The sequence below is a fragment of the Streptomyces albofaciens JCM 4342 genome, assembly GCF_008634025.1.
Taxonomy (GTDB): Bacteria; Actinomycetota; Actinomycetes; order Streptomycetales; family Streptomycetaceae; genus Streptomyces; species Streptomyces albofaciens.
In genome coordinates this window covers 782,060-799,409 of record NZ_PDCM01000001.1, presented here as the reverse complement: position 1 = coordinate 799,409, position 17,350 = coordinate 782,060, and the positions used below count along the sequence as shown (strand labels likewise).

Sequence of the window (17,350 nt, the reverse complement as noted above, 5' to 3'; positions counted from 1 at the left end):
GCGGTTGCGCGCCCCTCCCGGATACCTCCCGGACACTGTTTCTTGTGGACATGTCAGACCGGTCTGTTAATTTGTGACCGCGCAACGCACGTATGCGCGTCCATCACTCCGACCGGTCCCCGGTGCCGCACGGGCACCGCGACGGTCTCTCCCGGGGGAAGAACATGAGCCAGTCCTGGCCGTCCGCGCCTCAGCAGCCGCAGCAGCCCCACCAGCCGCCGCAGGCTCCGTACGGCGCTCCCGCACCGGGCGGCTTCCCGGCACCGATGGCCCCGCCGCCCGCACGCCGCGGCAACGCCGGACTGGCCGTCGTGCTCGGCGTCGTCACCACGCTGGTCGCGGCCGGTGTGTACGGCGCGGTGCTCAAGGCCGTGGACGGCGCCTCGATCGGTTACGCGGCGCTCGCCGTCGGCGCGCTCATCGGCGCCGTACTGGGCAAGGTGGGCGGCCGCAGCGCGGCGCTCCCGGTGGTCGGCGCGGTGCTCGGCCTGGCCGGCCTCTACCTCGGCCAGGTCTTCGGCATCGCCCTGATCACGGCCGACGCCGCGCACGCCACGCTCACCGAGACCGTCTTCAGCCACTTCGACGTGGTCCACGCGGTGTGGAAGGAGTACCTCGGCGCAATCGACGTGGTCTTCTACCTGCTGGCCGGGGCCGGCGGCTTCCAGGTCGCCAAGAAGCTGGGCGGCTGAGCGAACACGGCACGCGAAAGGGCCCGGACCGCGAAACGCGGTCCGGGCCCTTCGGCGTCCGCGGAGCCTCAGCGCTTGTCGTGCTGCGACGGCGCGACCGTCACCTCGACCCGCTGGAACTCCTTCAGCTCGGAGTAGCCGGTGGTCGCCATCGCCCGGCGCAGCGCGCCGAAGAAGTTCATCGAACCGTCCGGCGTGTTCGAGGGACCGCACAGGATCTCCTCGGTGGTGCCGACCGCGCCCAGGTCCATGCGCTTGCCGCGCGGCACGTCCGGGTGGACGGCCTCCATGCCCCAGTGGTGGCCGCGGCCCGGCGCGTCGGTGGCGCGCGCCAGCGGCGAGCCCATCATCACCGCGTCCGCGCCGCAGGCGATGGCCTTGGGCAGGTCGCCCGACCAGCCCACGCCGCCGTCCGCGATCACGTGGACGTACCGGCCGCCGGACTCGTCCATGTAGTCCCGGCGGGCGGCGGCCACATCGGCCACCGCGGTCGCCATCGGCACCTGGATGCCGAGCACGTTGCGGGTGGTGTGCGCGGCACCGCCGCCGAAGCCGACCAGCACGCCCGCCGCGCCGGTGCGCATCAGGTGCAGGGCCGCGGTGTACGTGGCGCAGCCGCCGACGATCACCGGGACGTCCAGCTCGTAGATGAACTGCTTCAGGTTCAGCGGCTCGGCGGCCGAGGAGACGTGCTCGGCGGAGACGGTGGTGCCGCGGATCACGAAGATGTCCACGCCCGCGTCCACGACGGCCTTGGAGAACTCGGCGGTGCGCTGCGGCGAGAGCGCGGCGGCGGTGACCACACCGGAGTCGCGCACCTCCTTGATGCGCTGCCCGATCAGCTCTTCCTTGATCGGCGCCGCGTAGATCTCCTGGAGGCGCTTGGTGGCGGCCGCGCCGTCCAGCTCCGCGATCTCCGCGAGCAGCGGCTCCGGGTCCTCGTAGCGCGTCCAGAGCCCTTCCAGGTTCAGTACGCCCAGGCCGCCCAGCTCACCGATGCGGATGGCGGTCTGCGGGGAGACGACCGAGTCCATCGGGGCCGCCAGGAACGGCAGCTCGAAACGGTAGGCATCGATCTGCCAGGCGATCGAGACCTCCTTCGGGTCGCGGGTGCGCCGACTCGGTACGACGGCGATGTCGTCGAAGGCGTATGCCCGGCGGCCGCGCTTGCCGCGCCCGATCTCGATCTCAGTCACGTGTTGGCCCTTCCATACGATTACGTCCCCAGTATCCCCGACCGGGGACGCCGGGGACGTATCAGGGCTTGATCACTCCACGTTTTCCAGGAGGACCCGCGAGAGGTCCACGACCCGGACCACGAGGACGATCAGCAGGCCCTCGCTGATGACGTACTCGATCGCGATGCCCCGGGTGAGCGCCAGCGACCGGGTGTTCTCGTCCTTCGAGATCGGTACCGAGATACCCGGCCGCGGATCGTCCGCCAGCTTCCTGAGGCCCCGCTCCAGCAAGGCCCTGCGGTCCTCGGGCAGACTGTCGCGGACGTGGGCCGCGCCTTCGCTGTAACTCACCGAGTACAACATCCGACCCCCTCGAACCGGCGCCGCGGAGCCTACCGGCTCACCGCCGCGCGTAGTTCGGCGCCTCGGTCACCATCTGCACGTCGTGCGGGTGGCTCTCCTTCAGGCCCGCCGCGGTGATGCGGACGAAGCGGCCCTTGTCCTTCAGCTCCTCGATGTTCGCGGAGCCGACGTAGCCCATGGAGGCACGCAGGCCGCCGACGAGCTGGTGGGCCACCGAGCCGAGCGGGCCGCGGTAGGGGACCTGGCCCTCGATGCCCTCGGGGACCAGCTTGTCCTCGGACAGGACGTTGTCCTGGAAGTAGCGGTCCTTGGAGAAAGACCTCGCCTGGCCGCGGGACTGCATCGCGCCGAGCGAGCCCATGCCGCGGTACGACTTGAACTGCTTGCCGTTGATGAAGACCATCTCGCCCGGCGACTCCTCGCAGCCGGCCAGCAGCGAGCCCAGCATGACCGTGTCGGCACCGGCCGCGATGGCCTTGGCGATGTCGCCGGAGAACTGCAGGCCGCCGTCGCCGATCAGCGGCACGCCCGCCGCGTTCGCGGCCTGCGCGGCCTCGTAGATCGCGGTGACCTGCGGCACGCCCACACCGGCGACGACGCGGGTGGTGCAGATCGAGCCCGGGCCGACACCGACCTTGATGCCGTCCGCACCGGCGTCGATCAGCGCCTGGGCGCCGTCGCGGGTGGCGACGTTGCCGCCGACCACGTCGACGCGGATGTTGGACTTCACCTTGGCGATCATGTCCAGGATGCCGCGGCTGTGGCCGTGCGCGCTGTCCACGACCAGGAAGTCGGCGCCGGCCTCGACCAGCGCCTGGGCGCGGTCGTACGCCTCGTCGCCGACGCCCACCGCGGCACCGACGACCAGGCGGCCCTCGGAGTCCTTGGCCGCGTTCGGGTACTTCTCGGCCTTCACGAAGTCCTTGACCGTGATCAGGCCCTTGAGCACGCCCGCGTCGTCGACCAGCGGCAGCTTCTCGATCTTGTGGCGGCGCAGCAGCTCGATCGCGTCGTCGCCGGAGATGCCGACCTTGCCGGTGACCAGCGGCATCGGGGTCATGACCTCGCGCACCTGGCGGCTGCGGTCCAGCTCGAAGGCCATGTCGCGGTTGGTGACGATGCCCAGCAGCTTGCCCGCGTCGTCCGTCACCGGCACGCCGCTGATGCGGAACTTCGCGCACAGCGCGTCCGCCTCGGCGAGGGTGGCGTCCGGGCGGACCGTGATCGGGTCGGTGACCATGCCGGACTCGGAGCGCTTGACCAGGTCGACCTGGTTGGCCTGGTCCTCGATGGACAGGTTGCGGTGCAGTACGCCCGCGCCGCCCTGCCGCGCCATGGCGATCGCCATCCGCGCCTCGGTGACCTTGTCCATGGCCGCGGACAGCAGCGGGATGTTCACCCGGACGTTGCGCGAGACCCGGGACGAGGTGTCGACCGCGTTCGGCAGCACCTCGGAGGCGCCGGGCAGCAGCAGCACATCGTCATATGTCAGACCGAGCATCGCGAATTTGGCGGGCATTCCGTCGACGTTGTCAGTCATGACACCTTCCCAAATGGTCTTGCCTCAGCGCGGACACCCATGCTAACGGCCACCACAGGCGTCCCATTCCACCACCGGTGAGGAGCACATCACTTGTGCGTTCCTACGAATGGGTGGCGGTGCGGACGTGCGTTCCTACGGCTGCACGTTTCCTCGACTGTACGTTCCCCCGGGCCGCCGCTCGTCCGGACTCCGGCATCCGCCGAACACCGGGCACCGCGACGGTGACCCCGCCGCCGTACGCCCGCCGCCGCGCCTACTGCTCCGCCAGCGCCCGCAGCCGGCTCAGCGCCCGGTGCTGCGCGACCCGCACCGCACCCGGCGACATCCCCAGCATCTGCCCGGTCTCCTCGGCCGTCAGCCCGACCGCGACCCGCAGCAGCACCAGCTCGCGCTGGTTCTCCGGGAGGTTGGCCAGCAGTTTCTTGGCCCACTCGGCATCGCTGCTGAGCAGCGCCCGCTCCTCGGGGCCCAGCGAGTCGTCCGGCTGCTCGGGCATCTCGTTGGACGGCACGGCCGTGCTGCCCGGGCCGCGCATCGCGGCCCGCTGGAGGTCGGCGACCTTGTGGGCGGCGATGGCGAAGACGAACGCCTCGAAGGGCTTGCCGGTGTCCCGGTAGCGCGGCAGCGCGCAGAGGACCGCGACGCAGACCTCCTGCGCCAGGTCCTCCACGAAGTGGCGCGCGTCACCCGGCAGCCGGGACAGCCGGGTACGGCAGTAGCGCAGCGCGAGCGGATGCACGTGGGCCAGCAGGTCGTGGGTGGCCCGGCGATCCCCTTCCACGGCGCGTGCGACGAGATCGCCGATCTCCTGAATCCCGTCATCGCGCATCGGTCCATGGTGCCTTGGCGCGGCGCGATCCGCGGCATCAGGTCCGTACTTGTGCACCGAAGCGTTATGAGCGGCAGGTGCGCCGGCTGTCATCTCCCGCGCCCTCCCCTCGCACCGGATCGGCCCGTCCCCGAGGAACTCCATACCTCAAGGATGCGGCACCGCGCGCGGAACCGGGATGCCGCTCGGTGACCGGCGCCCGCGAGGCCGCCTGCCGCCCCGCCCGCCGGAGGGCGGGCGGGGACCCTCATTCCCCCGCATCGCTGCACGTCACGGCCGTCCTAGCGGACCAGGCCCCAGCGGAATCCGAGCGCGACCGCGTGGGCCCGGTCGGAGGCGCCGAGCTTCTTGAACAGCCGCCGGGCATGGGTCTTGACCGTGTCCTCGGAGAGGAACAGCTCACGTCCGATCTCCGCGTTGGAGCGGCCGTGACTCATGCCCTCCAGCACCTGGATCTCGCGCGCGGTCAGCGTCGGCGCCGCCCCCATCTCGGCGGACCGCAGCCGGCGCGGGGCGAGCCGCCAGGTGGGATCGGCCAGCGCCTGGGTGACCGTCGCGCGCAGTTCGGCGCGCGAGGCGTCCTTGTGCAGATAGCCGCGGGCGCCGGCGGCGACCGCCAGCGCGACCCCGTCGAGGTCCTCGGCGACCGTGAGCATGATGATGCGGGCGCCCGGATCGGCGGAGAGCAGGCGGCGCACGGTCTCGACGCCCCCCAGTCCGGGCATCCGCACATCCATCAGAATCAGATCGGAGCGATCGGCGCCCCAGCGGCGGAGGACTTCCTCGCCGTTGGCCGCCGTCGTCACACGCTCTACACCGGGCACGGTCGCGACCGCGCGGCGGAGCGCCTCTCGGGCAAGCGGGGAGTCGTCACAGACGAGGACGGATGTCATGACCGCCCTCCGCAGCTGATGCGCGTCACCTTGAGCCTCCAGGCTGGTACGTATCGTCACCTCAGCGATCGACGGCGTCGGACACCTGCCCGAGGACTACCTCCATCAACCGCTTCCGCCCTCTCAACGATGGTCACTCGAAAGAGTTACGGGTTGGCCAGCCGCCTTCGACACTCTACGTGAGGGCCCGGACACGCAGAAGACGGAAGCCTCTCCGCTGCCCCACTTCTCGCATCTATGCCCTATTTGGTGGCTTTTCTTCCGTTTTACCGGTGTCTGTGGCTAGATTCGCAATGAGTCATATTTACATCTACTTAGACATTAGATGTACGGTCGTGAGCACCGAGCCCGAACCGGTACCGCTTCGAGGGGACTAGCAATGGCAGATTTCTCCCGCCTCCCGGGCCCGAACGCAGACCTGTGGGACTGGCAGCTGCTCGCCGCGTGCCGTGGCGTGGACAGTTCGCTCTTCTTCCATCCCGAGGGCGAGCGCGGCGCGGCCCGCAGCGCGCGCGAGACCTCGGCGAAAGAGGTGTGCATGCGCTGTCCGGTGCGCGCCCAGTGCGCGGCACACGCCCTCGCGGTCCGCGAGCCGTACGGGGTCTGGGGCGGACTCACCGAGGACGAGCGCGAAGAGCTGATGGGCCGGGCGCGGCACCGGCTGGTGCCGGCGACGGCCGCGGTCGGGCACCGGAGCACCGGCACCGCCTGAAGAAACGTTTCTTCGAAGATTTCACCCGGACGGCGCAGCGGGGGCGCGACGATCCGGAGCAGGTGACGGCACAGGTGCGGCCCCGGCCCCCGGCCCCGCCTCCCGCCGGCTCCCGTCGCCTGGCGGCCCCCGTCTCCCGCCGCCTGCCGGTTCCCGTCGTCCGCCAGTTCCCGTCGTCTGCCGGCCCCGCTTCCGGCCTTCCGCCCCGCCCCGCCCCGGCCCCGGCCTCCGCCAGTGGCCGCCTCAGCGGCGCACGGCCTCCGCGAGCCGGCCGAGCATCGCCTCGACCGCCGGAACCCGCGCCAGGTCCGGCAGGGTGAGCGCCACGACCTCGCGCTGTACGCACGGCTCCATCGCGACCGTACGCACCCCCTTGGCCCGTACCGACTCCAGCGCCAGCTCCGGCAGCACCGCGACCCCCAGGCCCGCGCCCACCAGACCGATCACCGCCGGGTAGTCGTCCGTCGCGAAGTCGATGCGCGGCGTGAACCCGGTGCCCTCGCAGACCTCGACCAGGTGCCGCCGGCAGCGCGGGCAGCCCGCGATCCACGGCTCGCCGGCCAGGTCGGTGAAGCGCGCCGTACCGGCCCCGGCCAGCGGGTGGCCCTCCGGGACCAAGCCCACCAGCCGGTCGGCCAGGACGGGGCGGACGACCAGGTCGTCCCACTCCGCGTCGGCGGCGGGGTCCGCGCCGCGCACGTCCGGGTAACGGAAGGCGAGCGCGATCTCGCAGTCGCCGTTGCGCAGCATCTCGATGGAGCGCGGCGGCTCGGCCTCGACCAGGGAGACGCGGGTGCCGGGGTGGGCGGCGCGCATGGCGGCCAGCGCGGTGGGCACCAGCGTCGAGCTGCCGGAGGGGAAGGAGACCAGCCGTACCCGCCCGGCGCGCAGGCCCGCGATGGCCGCGACCTCCTCCTCGGCGGCGGTCAGCCCGGCCAGGATGCCGGTGGCGTGCCGCACCAGCGCCTCGCCCGCCTGCGTCAGCCGCATCTCGCGGCCCGTACGGACCAGCAGCGGCGTGCCCGCGGACTGCTCCAGCGCCTTCATCTGCTGGCTGACGGCGGGCTGGGTGCAGCCCAGCTCCCGCGCCGCGGCGGAGAAGGAGCCGGTCCGGGCGACGGCGCGCAGTACGCGCAGATGACGGGCCTCGATCATCCTTCGAGCATAAGCGCACCTTGGAGCAGGCGGGAAATAATCACTCGCGTCTTTGACCCGTCGGCCCCTAGCGTGTCGCCATGGAGCTTCTGTCTGTGAACACGGGACGGTCACGGGACGTCGACTACCGCGGCGCCGAGGACCGTACGGGCATCTTCAAGGAGCCCGTCGAAGGGCCGGTGGCGGTGACCGCGCCCGGCCCCAAGGGCGTCGCCGGCAGCGGCCTGGCCGGTGACGACGTGGTCAACCGCAAGCACCACGGCGGCGACGACCAGGCGGTGTACGCCTACGCCCGCGAGGATCTGGACGCCTGGGAGCGGGAACTGGGCCGTGAACTGCCCGCCGGGACGTTCGGGGAGAACCTCACCACCCGGGGGCTGGACGTCACCCACGCCCGGATCGGCGAACGCTGGCGCGTCGGTCCCCGCCTGCTGCTGGAGGTGACCTCCGCGCGCATCCCCTGCATGACCTTCCAGGGGAAGCTGGGCGAGCCGGGCTGGATCAAGCGCTTCACACAGGCCGGCGTGCCCGGCGCGTACCTGCGCGTGATCGAGCCGGGCGAGATCCGCCGCGGAGACCCGATCACCGTCGAACACCGCCCGGACCACGACGTGACGATCGCGCTCACCTTCCGCGCCATGACCACCCGGCGCGAACTGCTGCCGCGGCTCCTGGAGGCGGGCGCGGCGCTCCACCCCGAGCTGCGGGAGTGGGCGCTCAAGTACATCCGTACGCAAGAGGCTTGAACCCGGGTGAACGGGGCGTCGCGGGCCCGGCCGGGTCGTACCGGCCGGGGCGAGTGACCGGCGCGGATCCGGATAGCGTGCCCGTATGACGACTGCACTGATTACGGGAGCGACGGCGGGCATCGGCGCCGCGTTCGCCCGCCGCCTGGCGGGCGACGGCCACAACCTGGTGCTGGTGGCGCGCAACGAGAAGCGGCTGCGCGAGCAGGCCACCGAACTGCACGACCGGCACGGCGTCGAGGCGTCCGTCCTGGTCGCCGACCTGGCGACGGACGCCGGCATCGGCACGGTCGAGAAGCGGCTCGGCGACCGCACCCACCCGGTGGACCTGCTGGTCAACAACGCGGGCTTCGGCAACAAGGGTGAATTCCTGGAGGTGCCGATGGCCGATGAGCTCAAGATGCTCAAGGTGCACTGCGAGGCGGTGCTGCGGCTGACCTCGGAGGCGGTCAAGGGGATGCGCGAGCGGCGCCGCGGCGGGGTCGTCAACGTGGCCTCGGTGGCGGCGTTCGTGCCGCGCGGCACGTACGGCGCGAGCAAGGCGTGGGTCGTGCAGTTCACCCAGGGCGCGGCGCGCGACCTGGCGGGCGAGAACGTGCGGCTGATGGCGCTGTGCCCCGGTTTCGTGCGGACCGAGTTCCACGAGCGGGCCGGGATGGGGACGGACAACATCCCCGACTGGATGTGGCTGGACGCCGACAAGCTGGTGGACGCGGCGATGAAGGACCTGGCGCGCGGCAAGTCGCTGTCCGTCCCGGACCCGCGCTACAAGGCGCTGATGGGCGTGGCGAAGCTCGCGCCGCGCAACCTCCTCGGCGGCATCACGTCGAAGACGGGGCGCAAGTACGGCCCGCAGTGAGGCGGGCGGCGGTGAGCCGGGGGTCGGCGAGCCGGTGGGCCGGTGAGCCGGGGATCGGTCGGCCGGAGATCGGTCGGCCGGAGATCGGCGAGCCGGGGCGGGATGCGGCGGGGCGGTTCGGGCCGCGGGTGTAGGTGCCCGCGGCCCGTGCGCTACCTGGTGTGCCGTCAGCCTCCGGACGACTCGGGGGAGTCGAGCGAGTCGAGCTGGTCGAGCTGGTCGAGCGACAGGGTGCTGACGGAACCGTCCTCCCAGGTCACATGAAGGGTGTGGCCGTCGCTGACACGTACCTCGGCCAGTTTGTGCACGGGTCCCGGCGCCGCCTCGGCGGTGAGCGAGGCGAGCGAGACGAAGAGGGCGCCGTCGGGAGCGTCGGGCACCGTGCCGTCGAGGCAGGCGGTGCGGGTGTGCTCCCCGAAGGGCGTACTGCCCGTCCGTACGGTCCGCGCGTCCGCGTCGAAGCCGTGTACGGGGTGGAGCTGGGCGGTCGGCCCGTCGTCCGTGACGGCCCAGCCGGTCTGGCGTACGGGGGTGCCGGGCGCGGCCCCGGTGACCAGGTGGGCGCGTACCTCGGCGCGGCCGTGCGCCAGGGTCGCGGACCGGACCCGTACACCGGGGACGTCGGAACCGTCCGCGGTGCACGGGACGTGTGCGGAGGCCGCCCAGCCGGGACCGCCGCCGAGCGCCCGCACGGTGCCGCGGCCGGTGGGCACGCCGTCCACGAGCAGGGCGAAGTGGTTGTCCGGGGTCGGGTTGAGGGTGGTGTCCGAGCCGGGGTTGGCGGAGGTGTCCATGACGGCCGGGGCGTCCTCGGCGGCCGACGGACCCGTACGCGTCGAGTAGGCGAACCGCGCGTAATTCGGGTCGGCCGGTCCGAAGACCGAAGCGCTGCCGTGGTTGTGCAGCCTGACCAGCCCGTCCGCCACGGTGGACTGCACGAGCAGGCCCGGCGCGCGCAGCGTGGTGACGGCGTCCGCGGTCTCGGCGGGCAGCGGCTCCTCGGTCTCCGCCCAGACCGGGTGGCCGGCCGGCAGCAGCAGCCCGGCCAGGCCCTTGGACGCCCAGTACGGGGAGGCGGGCCCCGAGTAGCCCTGGAGCATCGGCGCGTACGGGCCGTACCAGCCGAGCGGCAGCAGCCCCTCGGCGGTCACGGCGCCCCGGTCGAGGAAGTGCCGCAGGGCGCCGGAGGTCAGCCGGCGGGTGGCGCCGGGGCTGAGCGGGGTGTGGCCGGTGAGCGCGCCGAGCCAGGGGGCGGCGAGGGTGGCGAAGCGGTAGGTGAGCGAGCGGCCGAACGGCATCGGGGCGCCGTTGGCGTCGAACATGCGGCGGTAGCCGTCGAGGTGGGCGTGCAGCCGCTCGCCGTACGTGTCGAGCAGGGCGCGGTCGCCGGAGAGATGGGCGTGCAGGACGGGATAGAAGTGCAGCGCCCAGCCGTTGTAGTGGTCGAAGGACCGGTTCGGGCCGTCGCTGTACCACCCCTCGCCGCGGTACCACCCTTCGACGCGCTCCAGCGCGCGGTCCACGGACGCCTGCGCGCGCTCCGTCTCGATGCCCGCGTCCAGGAGGAAGCCGCCGACGGTCAGGCCGAAGAGCCACCAGTTGTTGTCGATGGGCGGCGGGTCGAGGGCGGGCAGCAGCCAGTCGACGGCGCGGGCGCGCACGCCCTCGTCCAGGGTGTCCCACAGCCAGGGGCGGGTCAGGCGCAGGCCCAGGGCGATGGAGGCGGATTCGACGATGGCCTGGCGGGTGCCCGGGATCAGCGGCCAGGCGTCGGGGTGCGCGTCGCCGAGGCCCTGCTCGTCGACCGGGTGCTCGGTGCCCGCGGCGAGGCCTTCGGCGTACCGGGCCAGCAGGCCGTGCGGGTCCTCGCCGCGGCTGCCGGCCACCCGGAAGGCCGCCGCCAGGAACGTGCGGGCGTAGCCTTCGAGGCCGTCGGAGCGCGGACCGGACCAACTCGGGCGCACGCCGGGGAGGTTGATGAGCCCGTTGCGGGGCGAGGCGTAAGGGGCCACCGCCTCCAGAAGGGTGTCCGCCGTGGTTTCCCAGTGGGCGCGGGTCCAGCCGGTGTACGGGCTGCGCTCGCGGTCCTCGGGCGGCAGGGACACGGCCTTCCGGCCGGTGGGGTGCGGTAAGGACGGCACGGTCATGGGCGCTTTCCTCGCGGTCGACGACCCTGGAAATCCTCGGCTTGGGGAGATCGGAGGTCAAGGGAACCCGATCGAATGACCGGTTCTCGTGCTGTTCGATCACGCCGGGGCCGACTGGACTAGGGTGCGTCTTCATCCGTTCCAGGAGCCGTGACCGGGAGCGTGTCCGAGGGTGTTTCGGATGTGCGTGTTTCGGATGTGCGTGTTCCCGGGGCGCTTCGGGTGCGCGCGTTCGGAGGTGATCCGGGGGTGATCCGGGGGTGATCCGGGGGTGATCCGGGTGCGCGTCTGGGGGGCACTTTCGGGGGCGCTTCCGGGTGCGCGTCTGTGGGCGCTTCCGGGTGCGCGTTGTGTGCGCTTTCGGGTGCGCGTCCGGGGCGGAGAAGAAGGACGGACCCGGGGTCGGCCGCAGCCCGGCCGTCACCCGGTCCACCACACCGCGAGGGGGCTGCCGCCGTGCGCGAGCGTGCTGTGCAACGTCATGACCGACTGCTGGCCCTGGTACGGCAACGCGGCTCGGCCCGCGTCACCGACCTGGCCGAGCAGCTCGGCGTCTCGCCCGTCACCGTACGGCGCGATGTCGAGGCGCTGGCCGGGAAAGGGCTGCTGGACCGGGTGCACGGGGCGGTGTCCTGGCCCCGGCAGCGGGGCGTCGGGGGGCGTGCGCCCGTGGGCGAGGGGCGCGTACTGGGACTGCTGGCGCCCTCCGCCACGTACTACTTCGCCGATGTGATCCGCGGTGCCCACGAGGCCGCGGCGCGGGCCGGGGCCCGGCTCGTGCTGCGGATCTCGGACTACCGCCCCGAGGAGGACCCGGCGCGTGCCGAGGGGCTGCTGGCGGCCGGGGCGGAGGGGCTGCTTGTCGCGCCGGGCTGGCGGGGGCCCGGGGACCCGGCCGAGTACGGCGGCTGGGTGGCCGAACTGCCCGTACCCGTCGTGCTGTTGGAGCGCGGCGTGCCGCCGGGCGGCCCGCTGGCCGGGCTGGACCGGGTGTGTTCGGACCATGGCCACGGCGTGCTGCTGGCGCTGCGCCATCTGAGGGGACAGGGGCACGGGGCGCCGCTGCTGGTGGCCCGCGCCGACAGCCCGACGGCGCTCGCGGTGCGCGAGGGGTACGCGGCGGCGCTGCACGCTCTCGGCGTCCCGGCGCCGCGACCGGTGATCGAATCCGTACCGGCCGAGACGGACCCGGAGGGATTCGAGCGGGCCGTACGGGAACTGCACACGGCGGTGGTCTCGGGAGAGGCGACGGCCGCACTGGTGCACAACGACGTGGACGCGATCCAGATGGCGCAGCGGCTGGCGGAGCTGGGCGTGCGGGTGCCGGACGACCTGGCGCTGGTCGCGTACGACGACGAGGTCGCGGCCCTGGCGGACACGCCGCTGACGGCGGTGGCGCCGCCCAAGCGCGAGGTCGGGCGGCAGGCGGCGCGGCTGCTGGTGGAGCGGTTGCGGGAGCGGGGTGGGGGCGCATCCGGGGGTGTTCACGGAGCTGAGGCCGGGGCGGGGGTCGGGGCCCTGGCCGGGGCCGGGGCCGGGGCCGGTCACGAGAGTGCGGCCGATCATGGGGCCGGGGGCACGGCCGACCTCGGCGAACCCGCGCCGCGGCGGCACCTCGCCCTGCTCCCCGCCCTGCGGATACGGGCCTCGTGCGGTGCGTCGCGGGCTGCCGGCACCGTGGCCGACGACCGCTCCCGCTGACCCCCGTACGCCGTACCCGCCTCCCCCATCCTGTTCTTTTTTCGCTCAATCAATCTTCCGCTCTTGACTTCGCTCAGGACCGGCCCAAGGATCGCGGATCGCGGCCATCCCCTACGTGCCGCGCCCCTTCACCGCTCAGGAGCCGCGCCATGAGCACCAGTTGGAGCAGAAGACGCACCACTGCCGCGCTTGCCGGCGGCCTCACCGCACTGACCCTGCTGACCGCCTGCGGTGGCGGCGCCGCCGGGAGCGAAGGCCCCGTGACGCTCACGTACTGGGGCTGGACCAAGGGCACCAAGCAGGCCGTGGACGCGTTCAACGCCGCGCACCGCGACATCACCGTGCGGTTCGAGGAGATCCCCTCGGGCACCGCGGGCGGCTACGCCAAGATCTCGAACGCGGTCAAGGCGGGCAACGCGCCCGACCTGGTCAGTGTGGAGTACCCGACGCTTCCGGAGTTCGTCAGCCAGGGCGCCATCAAGGACATCACCCCGTACGTGACGCCCGAGCTGAAGAAGAAGCTGCTGCCGCAGGCCGTCCGGCTCACCACCCTCGGCGGCCGGAACTGGGCCGTGCCCTTCGACGCCGCGCCGCAGATCTACTACTACCGCAAGGACTTCTTCACCCGGCACAAGATCGAAGTGCCGCGCACCTGGGCCGGCTTCCGCGCCGCCGCGGCCGCGGCCAGGAAGGCCGACCCGAAGGCCCGTATCGGGACGTTCTTTCCCGACGACCCGACCACCTTCGAGGCGATGGTTTGGCAGGCGGGCGCCCGCTGGTTCGCCACCCAGGGCGACTCCTGGAAGCTGGCCACCAACGACCCGGCGACCCGGAAGGTCACCGCCTACTGGCAAGGCCTCCTCAAGGACGGCCTCGTCCACACCCATGTCTCCTTCAGCCCCGGGTGGACCCAGTCGCTCCGCAGCGGCGGCACCGTCGGCTACCTCGGCGCCTCCTGGGGCGCGGGCGTGCTGAAGGGCACGCTGCCGGACCAGAGCGGCGCGTGGGCGGCGGCGCCCGTGCCGACCTGGGACGGCAAGCCCGCCAGCGGCATGCTCGGCGGCTCGACGACGGCCGTGACCAAGGGCAGCCGGCACACCGAGGCCGCCGTACGGTTCGCGGCCTGGATGTCCACCGCCCCCGAGGCGGTCCGGGCCCGGGTCGCCTCCGGCGAGTCCAGCGCCTACCCGGCCGCCACGGCCCTGCGCCCGGTCGCCAAGCGGGCCTTCGACACCACCTACTACAGCGGCCAGGACGTCTACGCCCTCTTCGACGCGGCCGCCGCCTCGGTCAACGACAACTGGGGCTGGGGACCGGCCACCAGCACCACGAACACCACGCTCAAGGACGAGTTCGGCAAGGCGGCGGGCGGCGCGGGCTCGCTGACCGACGCGGTACGCGCCGGCAGCGACGCGACGGTGCGCGAGCTGCGGAAGCGCGGCCTGAAGGTCATGGGCCGGTGAGCGCCAAAGCGCGCGCCGCGGCCGTCCTGCTCACCCCCTTCTTCGCCCTGTTCACCGTGGTCATGGTCGTCCCGATCGGCTACGCGGTCTGGCTCAGCCTCTTCACCGAGCGGCAGTCCGGTCTCGGCTTCGGCGGTACGCACACGGTCTTCAGCGGACTCGGCAACTACGCGGCGGCGCTCGGCGACCCCGCCTTCCGCGACGGCTTCCTCGTCCTCCTCGGCTACTGCGCCCTCTACCTCCCCCTTCTGCTGGCCGGCGCGCTGACGCTGGCCCTGCTGCTGGACTCCGCGCTCGCCCGCGCCCGTCGCTTCTTCCAGCTCGCCCTCTTCCTGCCGCACGCCGTGCCGGGCGTCATCGCCGCCCTGATCTGGGTCTACCTCTACACACCCAGGCTCAGCCCGGTCGTGGCCGCGATGGAGTCCGGCGGCGTCGGCTTCGACTTCCTGTCCCCCTCCGGCGCGCTGCCCTCCGTCGTCAACATCGCGCTGTGGGAGTGGCTCGGCTACAACATGGTCATCTTCTACGCCGCCCTCCAGGCCATCGACCGCTCGGTGATCGAGGCGGCGACCGTGGACGGCGCGGGCGCCTGGCGCGTCGCGACCGCCGTCAAGCTCCCCCTCATCCGCTCCTCGCTGGTCATGGTGGCCCTCTTCACCGTCATCGGTTCGCTCCAGCTCTTCACCGAGCCGCTGATCCTCGACCAGGGCTCCGGCTCCGCCGTCACCTCCTCCTGGACGCCGAACATGTACGCCTACACCGCCGCCTTCGCCCGCAACGACTACGGTCTCGCGGCCGCCTCGTCCGTCCTGCTCGCCCTCGCCGCCGCGCTGCTGTCCTTCTGCGTCACCCGCCTCTCCGGCCGCGCCGCACGCCCCGCGCGCGGCCCCCGCCCCCCGCTCGCCCACCCGAAGGGCAGGCCCTGATGGTGCTCCCGCCCCGCACCGCGGTCACCGGCCCGGCGGCGCCCGCGCCCGTACGCCCGTCCCGCAGCCCTGCCGTACGCGCCGCCGCCCGCCGCCCCCGCGGCCGCTGGCTCTCCCCCGCCGCCGTCAACGCGGCCCTCGCCCTCGCCGTCCTCTACACGCTCTTCCCCCTCGTCTGGCTGGTCACCGCCGCCACCAAGGACGCGGGCGGCCTGCTGGCCGGTGACGCCCTGTCCTTCGAGGGCTTCGACCTGGCCGGCAACCTCACCCGCCTCGCCACGGAGGGCGACGGCATCTACTTCCGGTGGTACGCCAACAGCCTTGTGTACGCGGGCGCCGGGGCCGCGCTGTGCGCACTGATCTGCGTGGCCGCCGGCTACACCTTCGACAAGTACCGATTCCCCGGAAAGGAGGCGCTGTTCGGCACCGTCCTGCTCGGCGTGCTCGTCCCCACGACGGCGCTGGCCCTCCCCCTCTACCTGCTGGCCAGCAGGACCGGCGTGGTCAACACCTACTGGTCGGTGCTGGTGCCCGTGCTCGTCAACCCGTTCGGCGTCTATCTGGCGCGGGTCTTCAGCGCCGGTTACATCCCCGACGAGGCGCTGGAGGCGGCCCGTATCGACGGCGCGGGCGAGCTGCGCGTCTTCTGGTCCATCGGCCTGCGTATGGTCGCGCCCGGCCTGGTGACCGTCTTCCTCTTCCAGTTCACCGCGATCTGGAACAACTTCTTCCTCCCCCTCGTGATGCTCTCCGACCAGCGGCTCTTCCCCGTGAGCCTCGGCCTGTACGCCTGGCACGGCAACGCCCACGGCGAGCCGTCCTTCTACCCCCTCGTCGTCACCGGCTCCCTCCTCGCCGTCCTCCCCCTGATCATCGCCTTCGTGACCCTCCAACGGCACTGGAAGGCCGGACTCGCCGCCGGAAGCGTCCAGTGACGACGCCCCCGGACCAGGAGCACGCTTCCACCATGCACCACACCACTGACAATCGCTCTGACCAGCAGCTTTCCCGCCCCACCCTGCTGCTCGCGATGGAACCGGGGCTCGCCGGGCGGCTGTTCGCGGACCACCACCGCGCCCGTCTCGCGGCCCTCACCCGCACCGACCCCGGCCTGGTCGCCCACGACCTGGCCACGCCGTCCCCGGCGGTGGCCGACGCGCTGGCCGACGCCGAGGTCCTCCTGATCTCGTGGGGCGCCACCCGGCTGACCGCCGCCGTCCTCGACCGGGCCCCGCGCCTGCGCGCCGTCGTCCACGCCGGCGGATCGGTCAAACCGTATATGGGGCAAGCCTGTTGGGACCGCGGCATCGCCGTCGCCTCGGCAGCGGAGGCCAACGCCCGGCCCGTCGCCGAATACACCCTCGCCGCGATCCTCTTCGCCAACAAGCGCGTCCTGCACACCGCGCACCGCTACCGTGCGCTGCGCGCGCCCCACAACTGGCACCCCGACCTGGACGGCGCCGGCAACCACGGCCGCACGGTGGGCGTCATCGGCGCCTCCCGCATCGGCCGCCGCGTCATCGAGCTCCTGCACCCCTTCGACCTGGCGGTCCTCCTCCACGACCCGTACGTGGACGCGTCCGAGGCCGCCCGCCTCGGCGTCACCCTCGCCCCGCTCGACGACCTCTGCGCCGCCTCCGACGTGGTCACCGTCCACGCGCCCGAACTGCCCGCCACCCACCACCTGATCGGCGCACGGCAGTTGGCCCTCATGCCGGACGGCGCCACCCTGATCAACACCGCCCGCGGTGCGCTGGTGGACGAGGCGGCGCTGCTGCCCGAACTCGTCACCGGCCGCCTCAACGCCGTCCTGGACGTGACCGACCCACCCGTCCCGGCCGCCACCTCACCCCTGTACGACCTGCCCAACGTCCTGCTCACCCCGCACATCGCCGGCTCCCTCGGCGGCGAGCTGCACCGCATGGCGGACCAGGCGCTGGACGAGGTCGAGCGTTATGCGCGCGGGGTGCCGTTCGCCGATCCGGTACGGCCGGAGGAGCTTGATCGGTTGGCCTGACGGGGCCTGACGGAGGGCCTGGGATGTCTGGGCGGCCGGGTGTCTGGGCGGCTGCGCGGCCGGGCGGCTGCGCGGCCGGGTGGCTGGGCGGCTGGGCGGCTGGGCGGCCGGGGCACAGGAACACGC

At 72.7% G+C, this 17,350-nt stretch carries 16 protein-coding genes; 9 read left to right on the top strand and 7 right to left on the bottom strand.

Translation table 11 applies throughout. From position 1 onward, the window contains the following. Positions 1-164: 164 nt before the first annotated feature. Positions 165-692, top strand: coding sequence for a hypothetical protein (locus tag CP973_RS03830; protein ID WP_150237519.1), 528 nt, complete (start codon positions 165-167; stop codon positions 690-692). 68 nt (positions 693-760) lie between these two features. Here CP973_RS03830 and CP973_RS03825 read toward each other — a convergent pair whose 3' ends face one another. The 5 genes from CP973_RS03825 to CP973_RS03805 form a co-directional block, all read right to left on the bottom strand. Then, the gene (locus tag CP973_RS03825; RefSeq protein ID WP_150237518.1) at positions 761-1,888 is read right to left on the bottom strand and encodes a GuaB3 family IMP dehydrogenase-related protein; all 1,128 of its coding nucleotides are present in this window, start codon (positions 1,886-1,888) and stop codon (positions 761-763) included. A 72-nt stretch (positions 1,889-1,960) separates the two neighbouring features. Then, positions 1,961-2,221, bottom strand: coding sequence for a hypothetical protein (locus CP973_RS03820; protein ID WP_244409260.1), 261 nt, complete (start codon positions 2,219-2,221; stop codon positions 1,961-1,963). A gap of 49 nt (positions 2,222-2,270) precedes the next feature. Continuing rightward, positions 2,271-3,773: an IMP dehydrogenase gene (gene guaB, locus CP973_RS03815; protein ID WP_150237513.1), complete on the bottom strand. Its 1,503-nt coding sequence runs from the start codon at positions 3,771-3,773 to the stop codon at positions 2,271-2,273. A 256-nt stretch (positions 3,774-4,029) separates the two neighbouring features. Beyond that, positions 4,030-4,605, bottom strand: a complete 576-nt coding sequence (locus CP973_RS03810) for a sigma-70 family RNA polymerase sigma factor (RefSeq protein ID WP_003984493.1) — start codon at positions 4,603-4,605, stop codon at positions 4,030-4,032. A 281-nt stretch (positions 4,606-4,886) separates the two neighbouring features. Next, positions 4,887-5,498 (bottom strand): response regulator transcription factor, encoded by a 612-nt coding sequence (locus tag CP973_RS03805; RefSeq protein WP_003948568.1) that lies wholly within the window; start codon positions 5,496-5,498, stop codon positions 4,887-4,889. Positions 5,499-5,877: 379 nt separating this feature from the next. On the opposite strand from CP973_RS03805, the gene CP973_RS03800 reads away from it, so the two are divergent. Then, positions 5,878-6,210 carry a WhiB family transcriptional regulator gene (locus CP973_RS03800; protein WP_150237511.1) on the top strand — a complete coding sequence of 111 codons (333 nt, stop codon included), beginning with the start codon at positions 5,878-5,880 and terminating at the stop codon, positions 6,208-6,210. Positions 6,211-6,453: 243 nt separating this feature from the next. Here CP973_RS03800 and CP973_RS03795 read toward each other — a convergent pair whose 3' ends face one another. Next, positions 6,454-7,365, bottom strand: coding sequence for a LysR family transcriptional regulator (locus tag CP973_RS03795; RefSeq protein ID WP_150237509.1), 912 nt, complete (start codon positions 7,363-7,365; stop codon positions 6,454-6,456). An 80-nt stretch (positions 7,366-7,445) separates the two neighbouring features. On the opposite strand from CP973_RS03795, the gene CP973_RS03790 reads away from it, so the two are divergent. Together CP973_RS03790 and CP973_RS03785 are read left to right on the top strand one after the other, a co-directional pair. Further along, complete coding sequence (locus CP973_RS03790) at positions 7,446-8,111, top strand: MOSC domain-containing protein (RefSeq protein ID WP_150237507.1); 666 nt, start codon at positions 7,446-7,448, stop codon at positions 8,109-8,111. A gap of 85 nt (positions 8,112-8,196) precedes the next feature. Beyond that, positions 8,197-8,970 carry an SDR family NAD(P)-dependent oxidoreductase gene (locus CP973_RS03785; RefSeq protein WP_150237505.1) on the top strand — a complete coding sequence of 258 codons (774 nt, stop codon included), beginning with the start codon at positions 8,197-8,199 and terminating at the stop codon, positions 8,968-8,970. Positions 8,971-9,137: 167 nt separating this feature from the next. Here the strand turns inward: CP973_RS03785 and CP973_RS03780 are convergent, their stop codons facing one another. Then, on the bottom strand, positions 9,138-11,117 hold the full coding sequence (locus tag CP973_RS03780; protein ID WP_244409259.1) for a DUF2264 domain-containing protein: 1,980 nt from the start codon (positions 11,115-11,117) through the stop codon (positions 9,138-9,140). Between the two features lie 456 nt (positions 11,118-11,573). On the opposite strand from CP973_RS03780, the gene CP973_RS03775 reads away from it, so the two are divergent. The 5 genes from CP973_RS03775 (at position 11,574) to CP973_RS03755 (ending at position 17,224) form a co-directional block, all read left to right on the top strand. Continuing rightward, positions 11,574-12,818, top strand: coding sequence for a LacI family DNA-binding transcriptional regulator (locus CP973_RS03775; RefSeq protein ID WP_150237503.1), 1,245 nt, complete (start codon positions 11,574-11,576; stop codon positions 12,816-12,818). Positions 12,819-12,967: 149 nt separating this feature from the next. Further along, positions 12,968-14,281, top strand: coding sequence for an ABC transporter substrate-binding protein (locus tag CP973_RS03770; RefSeq protein ID WP_150237501.1), 1,314 nt, complete (start codon positions 12,968-12,970; stop codon positions 14,279-14,281). Further along, entirely contained in the window at positions 14,278-15,207 is a 930-nt protein-coding gene (locus CP973_RS03765; RefSeq protein ID WP_150237499.1) for a carbohydrate ABC transporter permease, read from the top strand. Before CP973_RS03770 ends, CP973_RS03765 begins: the two co-directional genes overlap by 4 nt. Next, on the top strand, positions 15,207-16,142 hold the full coding sequence (locus CP973_RS03760; protein WP_150237497.1) for a carbohydrate ABC transporter permease: 936 nt from the start codon (positions 15,207-15,209) through the stop codon (positions 16,140-16,142). Before CP973_RS03765 ends, CP973_RS03760 begins: the two co-directional genes overlap by 1 nt. Before the next feature lie 32 nt (positions 16,143-16,174). Next, entirely contained in the window at positions 16,175-17,224 is a 1,050-nt protein-coding gene (locus tag CP973_RS03755; RefSeq protein ID WP_150237495.1) for a hydroxyacid dehydrogenase, read from the top strand. Positions 17,225-17,350 lie beyond the last annotated feature (126 nt).